We start from the raw sequence: 18533 nt of genomic DNA on the forward strand, positions 1-18533 counted from the left end.
TTAGTAAATTTTTAACAATATTCGATTAACTCCCAAAGTTCCCTCCACGACTCATTATTTGGTAATATAAAGAGGATGGAGAATTTACTTAAAGGAGCACAGAACACATGAAAGAACGTTTTTTCTTATACGATGATACAGAGGATACAAAAACAAGATTTGTCAGCTTTGTCGGTGACAACCAACGCTTTGATTTGGCAATTGTTAAAACCGATCGTCATTTTGGGAAACATCTTGTACTTGATTTACAAGGGAGTCGCTTTGCGATTATTGGTGAAGACGACTTAAAAGAGGAAGGGTATTTAGAATACGCTTTTCAATTAAACGAAGAGGATGCAGAAGAATTACGTTCCTTTTTGTTAGAATTACTATAATTTTTTATCACTGCCGTTACATACTATTAAAAAGGAGTGGTAGTATGTCCGAAGAAAAGAAGAGAAGCTATTTTGATCTTTCAAATGTTGAAAAACAAAAAAACTTCCTAACTGCAGAGGAATTCCCTGAAGGTCCTTTTGGTTCACCAATAGGAAAAGACAAGCCTGTTGAAAATAAAAGTACTCCCTGGCAGGAAGGACAGCGTTATTATAGTAACTTCAATTACGAGGATAAAACGTTTCATCAAAACATTCCGCGACAAATGGATGGGGCTCATCCTACACACGATGACCCAAACACTGATGAGCAGCCTCCTTATACCCAATAAGAAAACCCGCCACAAAGGCGGGCTTTCTTATTTTTTTACCTTTTTCAAGACAAAATAGGCACAGCCAAAATTACAGTATTCATACAAATATTCACTCAATGTACTGATTTTGGTATCAAAGGTAGCTTTTTGATTCTGATCTTCAAAAAAGCCTTTTAACCGGAGCTGCCCATATCCCCAATCCCCGACAATATAATCATATCTCGATAATATATCACTATATCTCGCCTTTAAGGCTTCCTCATTGAAGGCCTCTCTGTGTTCCTGCACGATTTCATAGGTGGAGCCATTAATACTGATCATGTAATCACCTCAAATTTTACCAGTCAATCTTTCTTTCATTATAACCGATTCACCATCAATTACTAAGAAAAAAAATCAGTTATTTGGCTATTCTAAAAAAAGGAGGTGCTTTAAATGAAAAATTGGTCGATACTTATTGGTTTTTGTTTACTCCTGAGCGCAGCTGGCTGCTCAAAGGATATGGCGGGTCGTGACGTTTATGAAGAAAGCGGAGATACCATAAATGTCAATAATAAAAGAGAAGAACTGTACAATGAAGGCGGTGGCCAAGGCGTTCGAAAGGTAAGCGATAATTATGGCTTTGTCCGTCATCAAAAAAGTCCTATCCAGGGAGACCGGGGTGGAACACAACACTATTCCGCGATTGATCGTGAACAAGTAGCAAATATTATTAGCCAGCTAAGTACAGATATTCCAAATGTGAATGACGTAGCCACGTTGGTAACCGACCAGGAGGTTCTTGTTTCCTATAGTACAGATTCCAAGGACCGTAATCATACTGCAGACCAAGTTAAAAGAACAGCCATGTCTGTTGTCCCAAGATATTACCATGTCTATGTTTCAGATAATAAAAATTTAATGCGTGATGTGGAAAATCTCGCAAATTTAGACTCAACAAGCAGAAATGCAAGAAATTTGGTTAATGGGTTAGTTAAACAAATGAAGAAATCACCACAAGGAAATCGAATGAGTGATAGTGAAGATGAAAATGGAGCAACAAAAGAGGATGGAATGAATACGAAAAATAGATAAAAAATGAGAGTTCAGCCGATAGACTGAACTCTTTTTTATATTTATTACGCTTCCTTGGCTTCGGTTTCGCCTTGTAGTTGTTTATGCTTTGCTGCTGCATTAACTTGTTCGTCTGCGTGGTAAGATGAACGAACTAACGGCCCAGCTTCACAGTGACTAAATCCTTTTGTGAGAGCAATTTCACGTAACTCAGCAAATTCATCTGGATGATAGTATTTTTCTACCTTTAAGTGACTCTTAGATGGCTGCAGGTACTGACCTATCGTCATAATATCCACATTATTTGCTCTGAGGTCGTCCATTACCTCGATAATTTCTTCTTTTGTTTCACCTAGGCCGACCATTAAACTAGATTTGGTTGGAATAGTTGGCTGCATTTCTTTCGCTCTTCCTAAAAACTCAAGTGAGCGGTCATATTTTGCTCTTGCCCTAACTCTCGGTGTTAATCTTTTCACAGTTTCAATATTATGATTTAATATGTCGGGTTTTGCATCCATTAGCAGAGCTAAATTTTCTTCCTTACCGCCCATATCTGATGGAAGAACTTCAATGCTTGTAAATGGGTTCTTTCTTCTTATCGCTCTAACCGTTTCCGCAAATACAGCTGCACCACCATCTTTTAAATCGTCCCGTGCTACCGCCGTTACCACGACATGCTTTAAGTTCATTAATTGCACGGAGTCCGCTACACGTTCTGGCTCTTGCAAATCTAATTCTGTTGGTAATCCTGTTTTAACCGCACAGAATCGGCATGCACGTGTACAAGTATCACCGAGAATCATAAAGGTAGCTGTTCTTCTTTCCGCCCAGCATTCGTGAATATTAGGGCATCGCGCTTCTTCACATACAGTATGTAGATTTTTTTCACGCATCATCTTTTTCAAGCCTGTATAGTGCTCATTCGTATTTAATTTTATTTTCAACCATTCCGGTTTTCTTAAGTATTCTGCATTTCTGCTCACTATTTCCACCCCTATAAATGAGTTTGCTCCTAGTCACTTTACCATACTTTTTGTAACAACAACAAGCAGACCAACTCTGTAAACCGTGTAAACCACTATTTCCAATTATTGACCATTATGAAATAGCTTAGAAATCATAAACTAAAAACGTACAATAATCGGAAGGAGGATTCCTGTGCGGGCATTTCTGATAATTGGAACTTTCCTCTTATTAATGAGCAGCATATCTCCCAGGGATGCTCATGCAAATGGTCCTGATGAGTATCAGGAAAGAATGAAGCTATACAAGAAGGTGGAAACAGTCACACAAATTCCTTGGTATTATTTAGCAGCTATTGATCAATACGAAAGGAATATCCGTGCGGTGCGTAAAGACCTACCAAAAGCGGAAAGTGTGATTGGCATCTATTTTACTCCAGAGAAATGGGCTGGACCAACCAATCCAAATCCTTCTGAAGAAAACCCTGCAATTATCCAATTTTTTAGTGGTATGGGTGTGGACGGGGATGGAGATGGTAAAGCCAGTTTGAAGAGCGACGAAGATGTCTTATATTCTTTTGCCAATTATCTTCTATCGTATGGAACAGACCATGATAATATAAAAATCGGTTTATGGGATTATTATCATCGTGATAAAACAGTTGGCATTATTGCTGACAAGGCAAAAGTGTACCGGCATTTCGGCCGGTTAGAATTAGATAAACATGTCTTTCCACTGCCATTACGAAGCAATCATAGCTATCGCAGTACCTGGGGCGATGCAAGAGGCTGGGGCGGCAGAAGAATGCATGAAGGTACCGACATTTTTGCTGGCTATGGGGTTCCTGTGCGTGCTACTAACTACGGCATAGTAGAAATGAAGGGTTGGAATAAGTTCGGCGGCTGGAGAGTTGGCATTCGTGACATTAATAACACGTATCATTATTTTGCTCATCTTAGCGGTTTTGCTAAAGATTTAAAAGTTGGCCAAATCGTTGAACCAGGAACGTTAATTGGCGGTGTAGGCAGTTCTGGGTATGGGCCTCCTGGGACATCAGGCAAATTCCCTCCTCACCTTCACTATGGAATGTACAAAGATAATGGCTATACAGAATGGTCTTTTGACCCCACACCACATTTAAGATTGTGGAAACAGCAGGAAAGACAAGCATTAAAGAATAGTAAGTAGGATGGACTGTCTCTTGCGACAGTCCTTTTAATTTTCTCGCTGAGGTATCTGGATTGATGGTGTAATTCCATTACCACCATTATTATAAAATTGTGGCACTTCTCCCTGTATTAATCTTCCACCCACTGGAATATTCTGTTCTAACTTTGTAATTTCCGTTGCAAACGGGGTAATGATTTGCACAGAAACCTCTAAATGAATTGCTACATCAATCCATGTATTATTAATTCCCATCGGTTTAGGATTAATTTTCACATCTGGTCGTACTTCACCAATTGCATGAAACCTTACAGGTATTTTTGGGCCTAGATTTCCGAGCAAAGCCATATTCGTTGCTTGACCAAGCGGGACATTCCAAACAATTCCATCCTGCTTCTCTGTATTTACCTCAATATCCACATCCGTTAATTTCTCTAAGGATTCTAGGTCACCTTTTTCTGCAGCATTTAAGTTTTTCTGTATTTCATTGGTGATTTCTGATAGCTTCTGGTTTATCACTTCTGTTTTTAAACTAGCGCTTGGCTGTGCGCCATTTTGACCAGCTTCAACGGCAATAACATCCCCTACTTCTACCGTTTTTTTGTTAATCGCCTTATTGATGACCTGTGAGGCAATTTGTTTTGTTTTCGATTCCGCATATCTCATCAGGGAAGGCTCAATCCCCTTGTTAACCATCCATATACCCAATGCTGTAGACAAAAGAAAAAAAACAAACGATAATAACATAACGTATCGGAAAGGTAACGGTCCTCGTTTCCTGGGACGTACACGAAACTTTGCCAAAATAATCCCCCCTTACATGCTATATGTATGCATGAAAGAGATGAACTAGCCTATAAATTTATGAGAGGTAGCATTAGAAAAAGCCTGCACAAACTGTGCAAGCTTTTAAATCATTTTTAACAAGGCATCCTTCCCAAGCATTCCTTTTGTTATTCCTAAGTTTTCTGCCTCGGTTGTTACTGACTCCATTGGTGCATTAAGGAGCTGTTCAATGGTTTTTACTCCTACCGCTCTAGCGGCAACGATTTTTCGGTCCTTAAGCCTTTCGTTTAACAAACCGACATCTAAGGCACCGCACATAATATATCCCTTATCATTGCTTACAGTAAGCAATGTTGTTTTTGGTAGTAAGACAGTAACAGCCAAGAACGTGTGACCATTAATCTCTACCGGTGATAGCTCAATCAATTTACACACTCCTTTCCTCACTAACAATTTATGAAAGTGAAAGAAAAAGCGTGTATCCTCCTTTAGGACTACTTTTGCAATTTCCATTTTAATAAATCTCGCAAAAACTCAGGAAGGAAGTATTCTTTTTCTTTATTCGGAAAAACATTTTTAAAAAAGTGTCCAAAGGTAAACATGTCTGGAATAGCAAGAGAGTAGGTTTGATTTAGATCCAGTTCAATACCATTAATATAGATTTCGTTTTTTTCATTAAAACTAACCCGATCGTACACACTAGCCCCCATTACCTTCCCTCTAAAGCCAAGCCCTATGACATGGCGTTCGGCCCAGTCATCAGACTTTGTTTCCATTAATACTTCTTGTAATTCCCTGCCAGTAAGTTGAATTTTACATGGATTGATTGGATGAGGACAAATCGACAGTAAATCATAGGAGGTAACACTCCCTGATAACGGACCCAAAATAAGACCTGCGTTAATAAAGGCACAATCCGCATCGCACCATTCTCTCAACGCTTGGCAAAGTATTTGAGACAGCTCTGTGGCTTGAAAGGGGTCATGGACGTATTCCATAGACAGGTAAGTAACTTTTTGATTTAACAGCTTCTTCCCTTTTCGGTAAAGCTCCTTAGAAATTGCTTTCTCATCCTCTATAGCCGGGAGCTCCATTACGTTATACAATTTCGCCTGTTTACTGGAAATCTTGTTATCATCTATCTGGAGCGTTACATGGCCGACAAATCTGCCATGCTTACCAGCTCCAGCAAGTAATGTCTGCCCAACCTGCTTTCCTTCAGGAAGGGTATGATGGGTATGACCGCCAAGAATGACATCTATATCTGGATATTCCATAGCAATTCTTTCATCAGGGGTAAGGCCAAGATGGGAGAGCAGAATAATGACATCAGATTGCTCCTTTAATGGTTGTAACCACTTTCCCAACTCCTCAATCGGCTCAGTCAAATGCCAGCCTAACAGATTATAAAGAACCGAAAAGTAGGCAGTTACACCGATAACACCAATCCGTGTCCCCTGTTTTGTTTGATAAATTTTATAAGGTTTCAGCCATGTTGGATGCTGATTATTTTTGTCATAGAGATTAGCGACTAAAACATCAAATTTACTTTTGTCATACAGATGATTTAGCACTTCATAAGGAAAATTGACTCCTTCATTGTTACCAATGGTCACAGCACTATAGCCGCTTTCATTCAACAATTCTATATTCCCCTGTCCCCCAGTCCCCTCTGAAAGTGGGTGCCAGCGATCAATAAAGTCACCTATGTCAAAAAGGAAAAAGTCTTCTCCATTTTCTGCATGATGTGTTCTTTGGGTCTTTAAGAACTGCTGAATTCGCGGCCATCGTTTTAAATGGCTGTGCAGATCATTTGTATGATAGATATGGATCATTTCCATGGATGTTTCGCTTCCTTCTTATCCAATAATACCTTGATAAATTAATCGTATGCCAACCACGATTAAGATGGTTCTTAATAATAAAACAATTGTTTTGCTTTTTAGTTTGATGTTTAAATAGACACCAACCCTTGCACCAATCCATGCTCCTGGTACTAATGCCAACGCAAGCAGCCAGTCCACATTTCCAAGCGTGATATGGGTAATGGAACTAAGAATGGATGTTGGTAAAATCATAAACATAGATGTAGCTGTTGCTACATGGGGTGGAAAGAAGAAAAGCAGAATCATGGTCGGAACCATTAAGGAGCCGCCGCCAACGCCTAGAATTCCTGATAAAAATCCAACAATAAATGCAATAAGTACTCCCATTACAGGGTTAAAGCCATACTCAAAGACTTTTCCTGAGTTATCCGTAAAACTCCTGAAAATTCCCTTATCCTTCTGGTAGGGAATCGGTTTTAGTTTATCTTTTAATAAGAGAATACACGAAACAAAAAGAATAAAAATGCCAAAAAATAAATTGAAGGATTTTAAATTTAATATTTCAGTAACCCATGCTCCTAAAATACTCCCTGGTCCACTGCCAATCAGAAAAATTAACCCGCTTTTATAGTCTACTGTTTTATGCTTCATATACGCTAACGTAGACGAAAGCCCGGTGAAAATCATGGTGAAAAGCGAAGTACCCACAGCTGTTTGGGGAGAGATATAACCAAATGCAGATAGAGAGCCTAAAAAGAGTAAGGCTGGAACAATAACGATACCTCCACCTAATCCAATCAAGCTCCCTAAGGAACTACCTGCAATTCCTATCAGTATTAAAACAATCCATTCCATCTTCTTTCTCCTCTATTTTAAAATAAATCTAGTTGTCTAGGAGCAAGGTCCTCATATTTAATATCTAAAAGGCTCATCATTTCTTTCGCATTATCTGCCGCATCTCCGCCGGAATTGTTGTTAAATAGAACATAGACGTTTTGCGATTCCTTGGATAATCTCCGGATTATGTCTGCCCATTCTTGAAGTTCTCGTTGATTGTAGCGATAAAGATATCGAACCTCACGCCAATCCTCCGCATTACGTTTTTGTTTTTGCCATCCATGGACGTTACGACCGTGAAACCGAATAAGAAGTTTTTCAGGATTGATAGCCTCTATTATCGCTGGTATGGACCCCGCACCTGATTGTGGTTCATCACAGATGCTATGTATCCACTTTTCCTCTTTCATAAAATCAAGGGTATGCTGGCGAAACCGAGGTGTAAACCAGGATTGGTGCCTGAACTCAAGCGCACAGGGGATCTCTCCCATTTGTGCTTTACACCATCTTAAATATTCAACATTTTCCCGTTTACAATCAAACCAAGGCGGAAATTGAAAAAGCACCATGGCTAATTTATTTGCTTCTATGTATGGTTCTAGCGATTCTTTAAAGGCTTGAAACATATCTTGATTGGTCGCAAATGGGACATCACCGCGTTGATGACCTGTCATACCTTGGTAGGCTTTAACAATGAACTGAAATGATTGCTGTGTATCATTAACCCATTTTACTGCATTCCTTATGGGCTGGATGGCGTAAAAAGCAGTATCCACTTCTACTGTCGGAAAATGGCCAGCATATTGTTTTAACTTATCTCGGGGCGGGGTTTGGTCTAGATATAAGCTATCATGATCGCCCCAACCTGTAACACCAATGTAAATCAACTTTATCACCTCGCACCTTTATTATTAATATACCCCTAGATTCTATTTTCCGCTATCCGCAAGTATTTTCTGCCATCCGCAAGTATTTTCTGCCATCCGCAAGTATTTTCTGCCATCCGCAAGCATTTTCCGCCATCCGCAAGTATTTTCTGCCATCCGCAAGTATTTTCTGCCATCCGCAAGTATTTTCTGCCATCCGCAAGCATTTTCCGCCATCCGCAAGTATTTTCTGCCATCCGCAAGTATTTTCCGCCATCCGCAAGTATTTTCCGCCATCCGCAAGTATTTTCCGCCATCCGCAAGTATTTTCCGCCATCCGCAAGTATTTTCCCACATCCACAAGTATTTCTCGTAAACGCAAAAATCCGCCTGCCAATGTGGCAAGCGGACAAGATAATTATTAACCGATAGAACCTTCCATCTCGAACTTGATGAGACGATTCATTTCAACGGCGTATTCCATTGGTAATTCTTTTGTAAATGGTTCAATGAAGCCCATTACAATCATTTCAGTCGCTTCTTGTTGTGAAATACCACGGCTCATTAAGTAGAAGAGCTGCTCTTCTGAAACTTTAGATACCTTAGCTTCATGCTCAAGTGAAATATTATCGTTTAAGATTTCATTGTATGGAATGGTATCAGAAGTTGACTGATTATCCATAATCAATGTATCACATTCGATATTCGCACGTGCACCATCGGCTTTACGTCCGAAGTGAACGACACCGCGATACGTTACTTTACCACCATGTTTCGAAATTGACTTTGAAACAATGGTAGAAGAAGTGTTTGGAGCTAAGTGAATCATCTTTGCTCCAGCATCCTGGTGCTGACCTTTACCAGCAATGGCAATGGATAATGTCATACCACGAGCACCTTCACCTTTAAGAATAACAGCAGGGTATTTCATCGTTAATTTAGAACCAATGTTACCATCAATCCATTCCATTGTCGCATTCGCTTCACAAACAGCACGCTTTGTAACAAGATTGAAGACATTGTTTGCCCAGTTTTGAATCGTTGTATAGCGGCAATATGCATCTTTTTTAATAACAATCTCAACAACCGCACTATGAAGAGAATTTGTTGTGTAAACAGGAGCTGTACAGCCTTCTACATAATGAACATGTGCGCCTTCATCCACAATGATTAAGGTACGCTCAAATTGTCCCATGTTTTCAGAGTTAATACGGAAATACGCCTGTAATGGAGTATCTACTTTAACACCTGGCGGTACATAAATAAAAGATCCACCTGACCATACTGCAGAGTTAAGTGCTGCGAACTTGTTATCTGTCGGCGGAATCGTTTTTCCAAAATGCTCACGGAAGATATCTTCATTCTCTCTTAGTGCAGAATCAGTATCTTTAAAAACGATGCCCAAATCTTCAAGTTCTACCTTCATGTTATGGTATACTACTTCAGATTCGTACTGAGCAGATACCCCTGCAAGATACTTTTGTTCAGCTTCAGGAATTCCAAGCTTATCAAATGTTGCTTTAATCTCTTCAGGAACTTCATCCCAAGACTTTTCTGATTTCTCTGATGGTTTTACATAATAAGTGATTTCGTCAAAGTTTAAAGAGCCTAAATCTCCGCCCCATTGTGGCATCGGCATTTTGTAGAAATGCTCGAGTGATTTCAAACGGAAGTCTAGCATCCACTGTGGTTCGTTTTTTAACTTTGAAATTTCTTCTACAATTTCACTTGTTAAACCACGCTTTGATCGAAATATAGAAACATCCTTATCGGCAAATCCATATTTATAATCCCCGATTTCTGGCATTTTTTTCGCCATCGACCTGTTCCTCCATTTCATAAACAAAAAGGGAAAGATCCCTTATTGTTTCTATTGTTGGTCCTCTTCAGTTAACCCTTTTTCCATTGCCTTCCACGCAAGCGTAGCACATTTGATTCTGGCTGGAAATTTAGATACCCCTTGAAGTGCTTCAATATCACCTAGGTCAATATCTTCGTCATAATCCTTACCTTGAATCATATCGGAGAAAATCTTTGAAAGCTTGATAGCTTCCTCTACTTTTTTTCCTTTTATCGCTTGTGTCATCATCGAAGCAGATGACATAGAAATGGAACAGCCTTCCCCTTCAAAACGTACATCCTTAACGATTCCATCTTCAACCTTAAAGGTTAATTGAATCCGGTCGCCACAAGTAGGATTGTTCATATTAATGGTATGACTGCCATCCTCTAGAAGTCCGCGGTTCCGTGGTTTTTTATAATGATCCATAATCACTTGACGGTAAAGTGCATCTAAATTAGAAGACATCGCTGAAATACTCCTTTGTTTTCACAAGTCCTTCAACCAGCTTATCAATATCGTCTTCTGTGTTGTATAAATAAAAGCTTGCACGAGCAGTTGCAGATGCCTTTAACCATTTCATCAACGGCTGTGCACAATGATGTCCTGCGCGGACAGCAATGCCTTCTGCGTCGAGAACAGTAGCAACATCATGCGGATGTACATCGCTAATATTAAAAGTAACCAGACCAGCACGCTTCGCAGCATCTAATGGTCCATAAATCGCCATTCCAGGAACAGAAGACATTTTTTCTAATGCGTATGCTGCAAGCTTATGCTCGTGTTGTGCAATATTATCTAAGCCAATCTCATTTAAAAAATCAATTGCGGCACCAAGACCAATTGCACCTGCAATGATCGGTGTTCCGGCTTCAAACTTCCACGGCAGTTCTTTCCATGTTGATTCTTGTAAATGTACAAAATCAATCATTTCTCCGCCGAACTCAATTGGTTCCATTTTTTCTAACAAATGCTTCTTGCCATATAAAACTCCGATACCAGTTGGAGCACACATCTTATGTCCAGAAAAAGCTAAGAAATCACAATCTAGATCTTGAACATCTATTTTCATATGGGGAGCACTTTGCGCCCCATCGACTACCATAATAGCTCCATTTTCATGGGCAATTCTTGCAATTTCTTTAACGGGATTAATGACACCAAGTACATTCGATACCTGCATGACAGATACGACACGGGTATTGGCTGTTACAGTCGCTTGAACATCATCAAGTGAAATCGTACCATCTTCTTGAAGCGGAATGTACTTTAGCACTGCTCCTGTACGCCTAGCCACCTGCTGCCAAGGAATGATGTTGCTGTGGTGCTCCATGTACGTAATGACAATCTCATCACCAGCGTTTAAGTTTGCAGCTGCGTAACTTGCCGCAACAGTGTTTAAAGCTGTTGTTGTGCCCCGGGTAAAGATGACTTCTTGCGTTGATTTTGCATTAATAAACTTTCGAACCTTTTCCCGTGCGCCTTCGTAAGCATCTGTTGCCCGTGTACCAAGTGTGTGGACACCACGATGGACATTGGAATTGATTTCTTTATAATATTTCTCCACTGTCTCAATAACCTGAATCGGCTTTTGTGAGGTAGCTGAGCTATCCAAATAGACGAGCGGTTTTCCATTTACTTCTTGATCTAAAATAGGGAATTGACGACGAATATCATGGACATTCATTATCGTACTTTCCTTTCAATAACAGCAGTTAACTGCTGTTTAACTCCTTCAATTGGAAGCTGATTAACGACCGGCGCTAGGAAACCATGAATAACCAGACGTTCTGCTTCTTTTTTCGGAATTCCACGGCTCATTAAGTAGTAAAGCTGTACAGGATCCACACGGCCGACTGATGCAGCATGACCTGCTGTTACATCGTCTTCATCAATAAGAAGAATCGGATTCGCATCTCCACGCGCTTTTTCGCTAAGCATAAGGACACGTGATTCCTGTTCTGCATTCGATTTAGACGCACCATGCAGGATATGACCAATTCCATTAAAAATAGAAGAAGCACTGTCCTTCATGACACCATGCTTTAAAATATAACCCTCAGTGTTTTTGCCAAAGTGAACAACCTTTGTTGTAAAGTTCTGTGTTTGTTCGCCACGTCCAACAACAACAGTTTTGGTATCGCCATAAGCACCATCACCAACAAGGTTAGTGGTATTTTCTGAAATGGTATTTCCTTCATTCATTAAGCCAAGTGCCCAATCAATCCGAGCATCTCTTCCAGCAGATCCACGACGATTCACGTATGTGGTTACACCCTTTGCAAGGGTATCAACAGCACCATACTGTACCTTGGCACCAGCCTTAGCAATCACTTCCGTCACGATATTAAAAACGCCATTGGCAGATTCAAGCGTTGACAGATAGTTTTCTACATACGTTACAGAACTATTATCGTCTGCTACGACAATCACATGATTGAATAGGTTCGTATCAGCATCATCATGTAAATAAATAGAGTGAATTGGTTCTTTAATTTCAATATTTTTAGGAATGTATAAGAATGCTCCACCATTTATAAGTGCTGCGTGGAAGGCAATTAGGCGATGTTCATCTGTCTTAACAGCTTCTGTTAACAAGTATTTTTGCACAAGCTCGCTATGTTCACGAACGGCAGTAATGATATCGGTGAAAATAACACCTTGCGCCTTTAGATCTTCTGACAAAGAAATATACGCAGGTGTTTGATTTCGCTGAATATATAAGTTCTTAGTCGCAGACTCATCACCTATTAATGCTTTTACTTCTTCAGGAAGCACAGCAATTGATGTGAAGGCTTCACTTTTTACAGTATGATGATCAAATTGAGTGAAATTCCACTTATCAATCTTTGTTTTGTCTGGTCTTGGCATTGGAAGGGTTTCGCTTAGCTCAAATGCATTTACACGAAATTCCTCCATCCAAGCGGGCTCGTTCATTTCTTTTGAAAAGGAACGAACAAAATCTTTATCAAATGATAAATTCGTTTCTGTTGTCATGATTATCCTCCTAACGCAAACTCTTACGCTTCTTGCCCAACTGTTTCATCTTCGATTCCGAGCTCTTGCTTGATCCAGTCATATCCTTCTGCTTCTAAGCGTTGTGCTAGTTCTGGTCCGCCTGATTTCACAATGCGTCCCTGCATCATAACGTGCACATAGTCAGGAGTGATATAATTTAAAAGTCGTTGATAGTGAGTAATAACTAAACAGCCAAATTCTTCTCCACGCATTTGATTGATTCCTTTTGAGACAACCTTAAGCGCATCAATATCTAATCCTGAGTCAATCTCGTCTAAAATGGCGATTTTCGGTTCAAGCATCATTAATTGGAGAATTTCATTACGCTTCTTCTCTCCACCTGAGAATCCTTCATTTAAATAACGTTGTGCCATATCAAGATCCATTTCAAGGAATTCCATCTGCTTATCCATTTTGCGAATAAATTTCATTAGTGAAATTTCATTACCTTCACCAAGACGGCTGTTAAGGGCAGAACGCAAGAAATCTGCATTTGTAACCCCGTTAATTTCACTTGGGTATTGCATCGCTAAAAATAGGCCCGCGCGAGCTCGCTCGTCTACTTCCATTTCAAGGACGTTTTGATCGTCTAGAGTAATATTTCCGCTCGTTACTTCATATTTTGGATGTCCCATAATAGCAGAAGATAAAGTAGATTTACCAGTACCATTTGGTCCCATGATTGCGTGGATTTCTCCACCTTTTATTTCAAGGTTTACACCTTTTAAAATTTCTTTTCCATCAATTTCTACATGTAAATCTTTGATCGTTAATGTTGATCCAGCCATATATATACCTCCGCAAAGATAATTTTGTATCTTGTAGCCTCTAACGCCGGCCCCAAAATTCTATTCTCACTTTATTCTCATTACAATCTTATAACAAATCGTATGTGTTAGCAACTTATAAACAGTATTAACAATTATGAAAAGTTAAGAAAGTTTATTTTCACTAAACACAAACCAATTGAGAATGATTATGTTGAAAAGATGTATTTGTACTATAATAAATTCAGAATTTTACAACATGTGACCGCTTTATGTATTCACATACGAATAAAATCATAACGTACTTATATCTATTTTGCCAAGAGTTCCTCATTATTATTTCTTACCTATTTTTACCTATCCTACCCGTATTCATGTATCTATAAAAAGAAAAACCAGTGAATCATCATCACTGGCTCCCTGTTTTCTTCCTATTAATTAGGTTATTCTCCTGGTATTACAGCACCTTGGTACTTTTCTTGTAGGAATTTATTAATTTCCTCTGATTGTAAAACCTCTACAAGTGTTTTAATTTCTTCGCGGTCTTTGTCCTCAGCGCGAACAACAACAAGGTTTGCTGGTACTACGTCATCGCCTTCAAATGCAATTCCGTACTTTCCAATGTCAATTCCGCCTTCTAATGCGTAGTTCGTATTAATAACGACTGCATCACCTTCACCGCTTTCGAAAGAAGAAGCTAATAGTTTTGCTTCGATTAGCGTTGAGAAATCAAGTTCCTTTGGATTTTCGACAATATCCTCTACTCTTGCATTCGCTCCAACGCCTTCTTTAAGCTTAATTAATCCTTCTTTTTCAAAAATAGGCAAAATACGTCCATGGTCACTTAGTGAATCACTCATAATAATTTTCGCACCTTTTGGAAGGTCATTTAAGCTTTTGTATTCTTTAGAATAAATACCGATTGGTTCCTTATGAACTCCACCAACACTTACAAAATCAAAATCCTTATTTTCATCCATTTGCAGTTCTAAATACCCTGGTGTTTGAAAATAGTTTGCATCGAGTTCTTTATCCCTTAACGCTACGTTTGGCAGGATATAATCTTGAAAAACTTGGATTTCTAGATCAATTCCTTTTTCCTTTAATAAAGGTTTTGCAGCCTCTAACACTTCTGCATGCGGTACAGCAGATGCTCCCACAACTAACGTTTTGTTTCCTTTTTCTCCTGCGTTATCTGCAGTATCGTTTTTAGCGCCGCCACAAGCTGCAAGGGCAAGTGCTACTAACGCAATGATAATTAAACCAAATGCTTTTTTCATCATCTAACTCCTCCTGTTATCGTTTATCTGTTTTTTTTGTAAAATAATCTCCAATAAATTGGATGATAAATACCAAAATTAAAATGGCAATCGTTGCAACTAACGTTACAATTGGTCTATTGCGCTGAAAGCCTTCAAGATAGGCAAAATGCCCAAGTCCCCCTGCGCCAATTACCCCGGCCATTGCTGTAAAGCCTACTAGTGAAATAGCTGTAACCGTAAGCCCTGAAATTAATGCTGGCAAAGATTCCGGTATTAATACTTTAAAAATAATATGTCCATGTGTTGCTCCCATTGATTGTGATGCTTCAATAACACCTTTATCGATTTCCCTAAGAGCAATCTCCACCATTCTTGCGTAAAAGGGAGCTGCGCCAATAATTAAGGCAGGCAGAGCTGCATTTGCACCAAGCATGGTTCCAACCAATAATTTAGTAAAAGGAATTAATAGTACAATTAAGATAATAAAGGGTATGGACCTGAAAACATTAACAAATCCAGCAATAATAACATTTACACTTCTATTTTCCCACATATTACCTTTACCCGTTAGAAATAACAGCAGACCAAGCACGAGTCCCAAAATAAATGTAGTAAGGACGGAAACGGAAGTCATATAAAGAGTTTCACGTGTAGCTTCTAATAATTGAATCCACTTTACCATCTCCAGAAAGTTATCCATTACTAAGCACCTCCACACCGACTTGCTGGGAGCGAATGTAGTCTACTGCCTTATGAACTTCTTCTTCGTTGCCATCAAGGTGAATAAAGAGAGTACCATAGGAACCACTTTGCGTTTGCGAAATTTTCCCCTGCAAAATGTTGACTGTTACATTATTTTGACGGATTAAGTTAGTGATTAATGGCTGCTCGACTGAATCGCCGATAAAGGACAATTGAACGACTAGACCTGATGGATAGCGTTCTAGCAAATGTTCTGCCGTTTCCTTTGTTTCCTCAGGCTCAGTAACCTGTTGAACGAAACGTTTCGTAATTGGCTGCTGTGGATTTTTAAACACTTCTAACACCTGTCCAAGCTCTACGATTCTACCACTTTCCATAACAGCGACTCGATGACAGATTTTACGAATAACATGCATTTCATGTGTAATTAATACAATGGTTAATCCCAGCCTTTTATTGATATCGACTAACAAATCCAAGATGGAATCTGTAGTCTGCGGGTCTAACGCTGACGTTGCTTCATCACAAAGCAGTACTTTGGGATTATTAGCGAGTGCCCGTGCAATTCCTACACGTTGTTTCTGACCTCCACTAAGCTGTGAAGGATAAGCATTTTCTCTTCCTTCAAGACCAACTAGTTTGATTAGTTCATTTACCCGCTTTTTCCTTTCTGGTCCATTAACCCCAGCAATTTCTAAAGGAAATGCGATATTCTCACTAACTGTCCTTGACCAAAGCAGATTAAAATGCTGAAAGATCATACTAATTTCCTGGCGTGCCTTTCTGAGCTCACTGCCTCTAATCTTTGATATAACCCTTTTAGCTACTGTCACAGACCCTGAGGTTGGAAGCTCTAGTCCATTAAGCATTCGTATTAAGGTACTTTTACCGGCACCGCTATATCCGATTACACCAAAAATTTCTCCTTCTTGTATATCTAAATTCACATCGTCGACTGCTTTAAGCTGTCCTTGTTTAGAAGGGAAGACTTTTTGGACATCTTTTATCGAAATCATTCCATCACCTACTTTTATCCAATTAAAAATGAATTGCAAAAATTCCAACTAGATTGTACCGCTCAAATATAGGGTTTGACTGTTTTCAGAAAAACATTCTTATATTAGAAAATTAAAAAGCCTTTCTGCATAAGGCAGAAAGGCATCATAAATAAAAACCTTTCTCCCATCTTCCAAAGCACTCGCTTTGTGTGAATTGGCACCATTTCAATAAAATATTGACGGTTGCCGGGCTTCATCGGGCACATCCCTCCACCTCTCTTGATAAGAGCTATAGCATTCTATATTTAATTAACACGTTCACGGATTAAAGCAATCATTTTGGTACGAAAGTAATCTTATCATGGAAAAAAAGTAGTGTCAAACAAATTTTCTTCATATTTCGAATAAACTTTTTATCTTACTTATGCTTTTGCTTTTAAGGAAGAAACACCAGTAGCAGCCTCTATCGCTGACTCTAAATCTTCGATTAGGTCCTCCACATTCTCAATGCCAATGGAAAGTCGAATTAAATCCTCAGAAACACCTGCAGCCTTTAGACCTTCTGCATCAAGCTGCTGGTGAGTAGTGCTGGCAGGATGGATAATTAAGCTTTTTGCATCCCCAACATTCGCTACATGGGCGAAAAGTGTAATCGAATCAATTAATTTTGCTCCTGCATCTCTTCCACCTTTTATACCAAAAACAATCATAGATCCTGCACCCTTAGGTAAATACTTACTTGCCAATTCATAATCAGGATGTGAAGTGTGGCCAGGATAAGATACCCACTCTACTGCAGGATGCTTTAATAAATAATCCACTACTTCCTTGGTATTAGCAACATGTTCCTTCATTCTGACATGCAGGGTTTCAAGACCAAGAGTGAATTGAAACGCATTTTGCGGACTTAAAGAAGGCCCTAAGTCACGTAATAATTGCACACGAGCTTTGATAATATAAGCGACAGCACCTAATGCTTCTGCGTAAACGAGGTCATGATAACTAGGATCTGGAGTTGTAAAACCTGGGAATTTAGGTGAATTCCAGTCGAATTTTCCACCGTCTACAATAACCCCTCCAGTTGATGTCCCATTCCCTAAAAGCCATTTCGTTGCTGAATGGATAACAATATCTGCCCCATATTCTATTGGTCTGCATAGATAAGGTGTGGCAAAGGTATTATCAATTATTAATGGAACTCCTGCTTCATGTGCAATTTCTGCTACTTTTTCAATATCAAGAACTCTTAATGATGGATTACCAATCGTTTCAGCAAATACAGCTTTTGTTTTTTCATTGATTGCTGAGCGGAAATTTTCTGGATCTTCGGGATCAACAAATTTAACCTTGATTCCATATTTCGGAAGTGTAACGGCAAATAAATTGTACGTTCCACCATATAAAGTAGAAGCTGAAACAATTTCATCACCAGCTTCAGCAATATTTAAGATTGCCAGGGTAATCGCAGCCATTCCACTTGCAACTGCAAGAGCCCCTACTCCCCCCTCTAACAATGCAACTCTTTCTTCGAAAACAGTAGTTGTTGGATTATGGATTCGAGTATATATGTATCCAGACTCTTTCAACGCAAAAAGATTGGCTGCATGTTCGGTATTTTTAAATTGGTAGGCATTATTTTGGTAAATCGGTACGGCTCGTGCTCCTGTTACTGGGTCTGGTGCCAATCCACCGTGAACACTCAACGTTTCAAAACGATAATTTTTTTGATTTTCCCCCATACTAAACACTCCTCCATTTTTTTG

At 39.3% G+C, this 18533-nt stretch carries 21 protein-coding genes and 1 riboswitch; of the genes, 4 read left to right on the top strand and 17 right to left on the bottom strand.

Going from position 1 to position 18533, the window contains the following annotated elements:
• Window positions 1–107 precede the first annotated feature (107 nt).
• The gene (locus M3189_RS09815; protein ID WP_251633739.1) at window positions 108–374 is read left to right on the top strand and encodes a DUF3055 domain-containing protein; all 267 of its coding nucleotides are present in this window, start codon (window positions 108–110) and stop codon (window positions 372–374) included.
• Between the two features lie 44 nt (window positions 375–418).
• Window positions 419–703, top strand: coding sequence for a cytosolic protein (locus M3189_RS09820; protein ID WP_251633741.1), 285 nt, complete (start codon window positions 419–421; stop codon window positions 701–703).
• A gap of 27 nt (window positions 704–730) precedes the next feature.
• Here the strand turns inward: M3189_RS09820 and M3189_RS09825 are convergent, their stop codons facing one another.
• Entirely contained in the window at window positions 731–1006 is a 276-nt protein-coding gene (locus M3189_RS09825; protein ID WP_251633743.1) for a YutD family protein, read from the bottom strand.
• A gap of 114 nt (window positions 1007–1120) precedes the next feature.
• Here M3189_RS09825 and M3189_RS09830 point away from each other — a divergent pair, with 114 nt between their 5' ends.
• Window positions 1121–1759 (top strand): YhcN/YlaJ family sporulation lipoprotein, encoded by a 639-nt coding sequence (locus tag M3189_RS09830; protein WP_251633744.1) that lies wholly within the window; start codon window positions 1121–1123, stop codon window positions 1757–1759.
• Window positions 1760–1803: 44 nt separating this feature from the next.
• Here M3189_RS09830 and lipA read toward each other — a convergent pair whose 3' ends face one another.
• A complete protein-coding gene (gene lipA, locus M3189_RS09835; protein ID WP_251633746.1) occupies window positions 1804–2721 on the bottom strand; it encodes a lipoyl synthase in 918 nt (305 codons plus the stop codon).
• Window positions 2722–2896: 175 nt separating this feature from the next.
• On the opposite strand from lipA, the gene M3189_RS09840 reads away from it, so the two are divergent.
• Window positions 2897–3889, top strand: coding sequence for a M23 family metallopeptidase (locus tag M3189_RS09840; RefSeq protein WP_435368075.1), 993 nt, complete (start codon window positions 2897–2899; stop codon window positions 3887–3889).
• Window positions 3890–3916: 27 nt separating this feature from the next.
• Here the strand turns inward: M3189_RS09840 and yunB are convergent, their stop codons facing one another.
• The 15 genes from yunB to M3189_RS09915 all read right to left on the bottom strand — a co-directional run bounded on the left by yunB (window position 3917) and on the right by M3189_RS09915 (window position 18509).
• Window positions 3917–4672 carry a sporulation protein YunB gene (gene yunB / locus M3189_RS09845; RefSeq protein ID WP_251633747.1) on the bottom strand — a complete coding sequence of 252 codons (756 nt, stop codon included), beginning with the start codon at window positions 4670–4672 and terminating at the stop codon, window positions 3917–3919.
• 105 nt (window positions 4673–4777) lie between these two features.
• The gene (locus M3189_RS09850) at window positions 4778–5080 is read right to left on the bottom strand and encodes a YunC family protein (RefSeq protein ID WP_251633749.1); all 303 of its coding nucleotides are present in this window, start codon (window positions 5078–5080) and stop codon (window positions 4778–4780) included.
• A gap of 68 nt (window positions 5081–5148) precedes the next feature.
• Window positions 5149–6495, bottom strand: coding sequence for a bifunctional metallophosphatase/5'-nucleotidase (locus M3189_RS09855; RefSeq protein ID WP_251633751.1), 1347 nt, complete (start codon window positions 6493–6495; stop codon window positions 5149–5151).
• 18 nt (window positions 6496–6513) lie between these two features.
• Window positions 6514–7335, bottom strand: coding sequence for a sulfite exporter TauE/SafE family protein (locus M3189_RS09860; RefSeq protein WP_251633752.1), 822 nt, complete (start codon window positions 7333–7335; stop codon window positions 6514–6516).
• Window positions 7336–7352: 17 nt separating this feature from the next.
• Window positions 7353–8204, bottom strand: coding sequence for a DUF72 domain-containing protein (locus M3189_RS09865; protein ID WP_251634264.1), 852 nt, complete (start codon window positions 8202–8204; stop codon window positions 7353–7355).
• 52 nt (window positions 8205–8256) lie between these two features.
• The gene (locus M3189_RS09870) at window positions 8257–8565 is read right to left on the bottom strand and encodes a hypothetical protein (protein WP_251633754.1); all 309 of its coding nucleotides are present in this window, start codon (window positions 8563–8565) and stop codon (window positions 8257–8259) included.
• Between the two features lie 39 nt (window positions 8566–8604).
• Complete coding sequence (gene sufB, locus M3189_RS09875; RefSeq protein WP_251633756.1) at window positions 8605–10002, bottom strand: Fe-S cluster assembly protein SufB; 1398 nt, start codon at window positions 10000–10002, stop codon at window positions 8605–8607.
• A 51-nt stretch (window positions 10003–10053) separates the two neighbouring features.
• The gene (gene sufU / locus M3189_RS09880; RefSeq protein WP_251633757.1) at window positions 10054–10491 is read right to left on the bottom strand and encodes a Fe-S cluster assembly sulfur transfer protein SufU; all 438 of its coding nucleotides are present in this window, start codon (window positions 10489–10491) and stop codon (window positions 10054–10056) included.
• Window positions 10481–11710, bottom strand: coding sequence for a cysteine desulfurase (locus M3189_RS09885; RefSeq protein WP_251633759.1), 1230 nt, complete (start codon window positions 11708–11710; stop codon window positions 10481–10483). Before M3189_RS09885 ends, sufU begins: the two co-directional genes overlap by 11 nt.
• Complete coding sequence (gene sufD, locus M3189_RS09890) at window positions 11710–13020, bottom strand: Fe-S cluster assembly protein SufD (protein ID WP_251633761.1); 1311 nt, start codon at window positions 13018–13020, stop codon at window positions 11710–11712. The genes M3189_RS09885 and sufD overlap by 1 nt, the downstream gene beginning before the upstream one ends.
• A gap of 23 nt (window positions 13021–13043) precedes the next feature.
• Window positions 13044–13829 (bottom strand): Fe-S cluster assembly ATPase SufC, encoded by a 786-nt coding sequence (sufC, locus tag M3189_RS09895; protein ID WP_179156431.1) that lies wholly within the window; start codon window positions 13827–13829, stop codon window positions 13044–13046.
• 422 nt (window positions 13830–14251) lie between these two features.
• Window positions 14252–15088: a MetQ/NlpA family ABC transporter substrate-binding protein gene (locus M3189_RS09900; protein WP_251634265.1), complete on the bottom strand. Its 837-nt coding sequence runs from the start codon at window positions 15086–15088 to the stop codon at window positions 14252–14254.
• A 16-nt stretch (window positions 15089–15104) separates the two neighbouring features.
• Complete coding sequence (locus M3189_RS09905) at window positions 15105–15770, bottom strand: methionine ABC transporter permease (RefSeq protein WP_251633762.1); 666 nt, start codon at window positions 15768–15770, stop codon at window positions 15105–15107.
• Complete coding sequence (locus M3189_RS09910; RefSeq protein WP_251634266.1) at window positions 15763–16788, bottom strand: methionine ABC transporter ATP-binding protein; 1026 nt, start codon at window positions 16786–16788, stop codon at window positions 15763–15765. Before M3189_RS09910 ends, M3189_RS09905 begins: the two co-directional genes overlap by 8 nt.
• Window positions 16789–16951: 163 nt before the next feature.
• Window positions 16952–17059, bottom strand: a riboswitch (SAM riboswitch).
• Between the two features lie 133 nt (window positions 17060–17192).
• Window positions 17193–18509 carry an O-acetylhomoserine aminocarboxypropyltransferase/cysteine synthase family protein gene (locus M3189_RS09915; RefSeq protein WP_251633763.1) on the bottom strand — a complete coding sequence of 439 codons (1317 nt, stop codon included), beginning with the start codon at window positions 18507–18509 and terminating at the stop codon, window positions 17193–17195.
• Window positions 18510–18533 lie beyond the last annotated feature (24 nt).

The organism is Neobacillus niacini (assembly GCF_023715415.1).
Taxonomy (GTDB): domain Bacteria; phylum Bacillota; class Bacilli; order Bacillales; family Cytobacillaceae; genus Neobacillus; species Neobacillus niacini_C.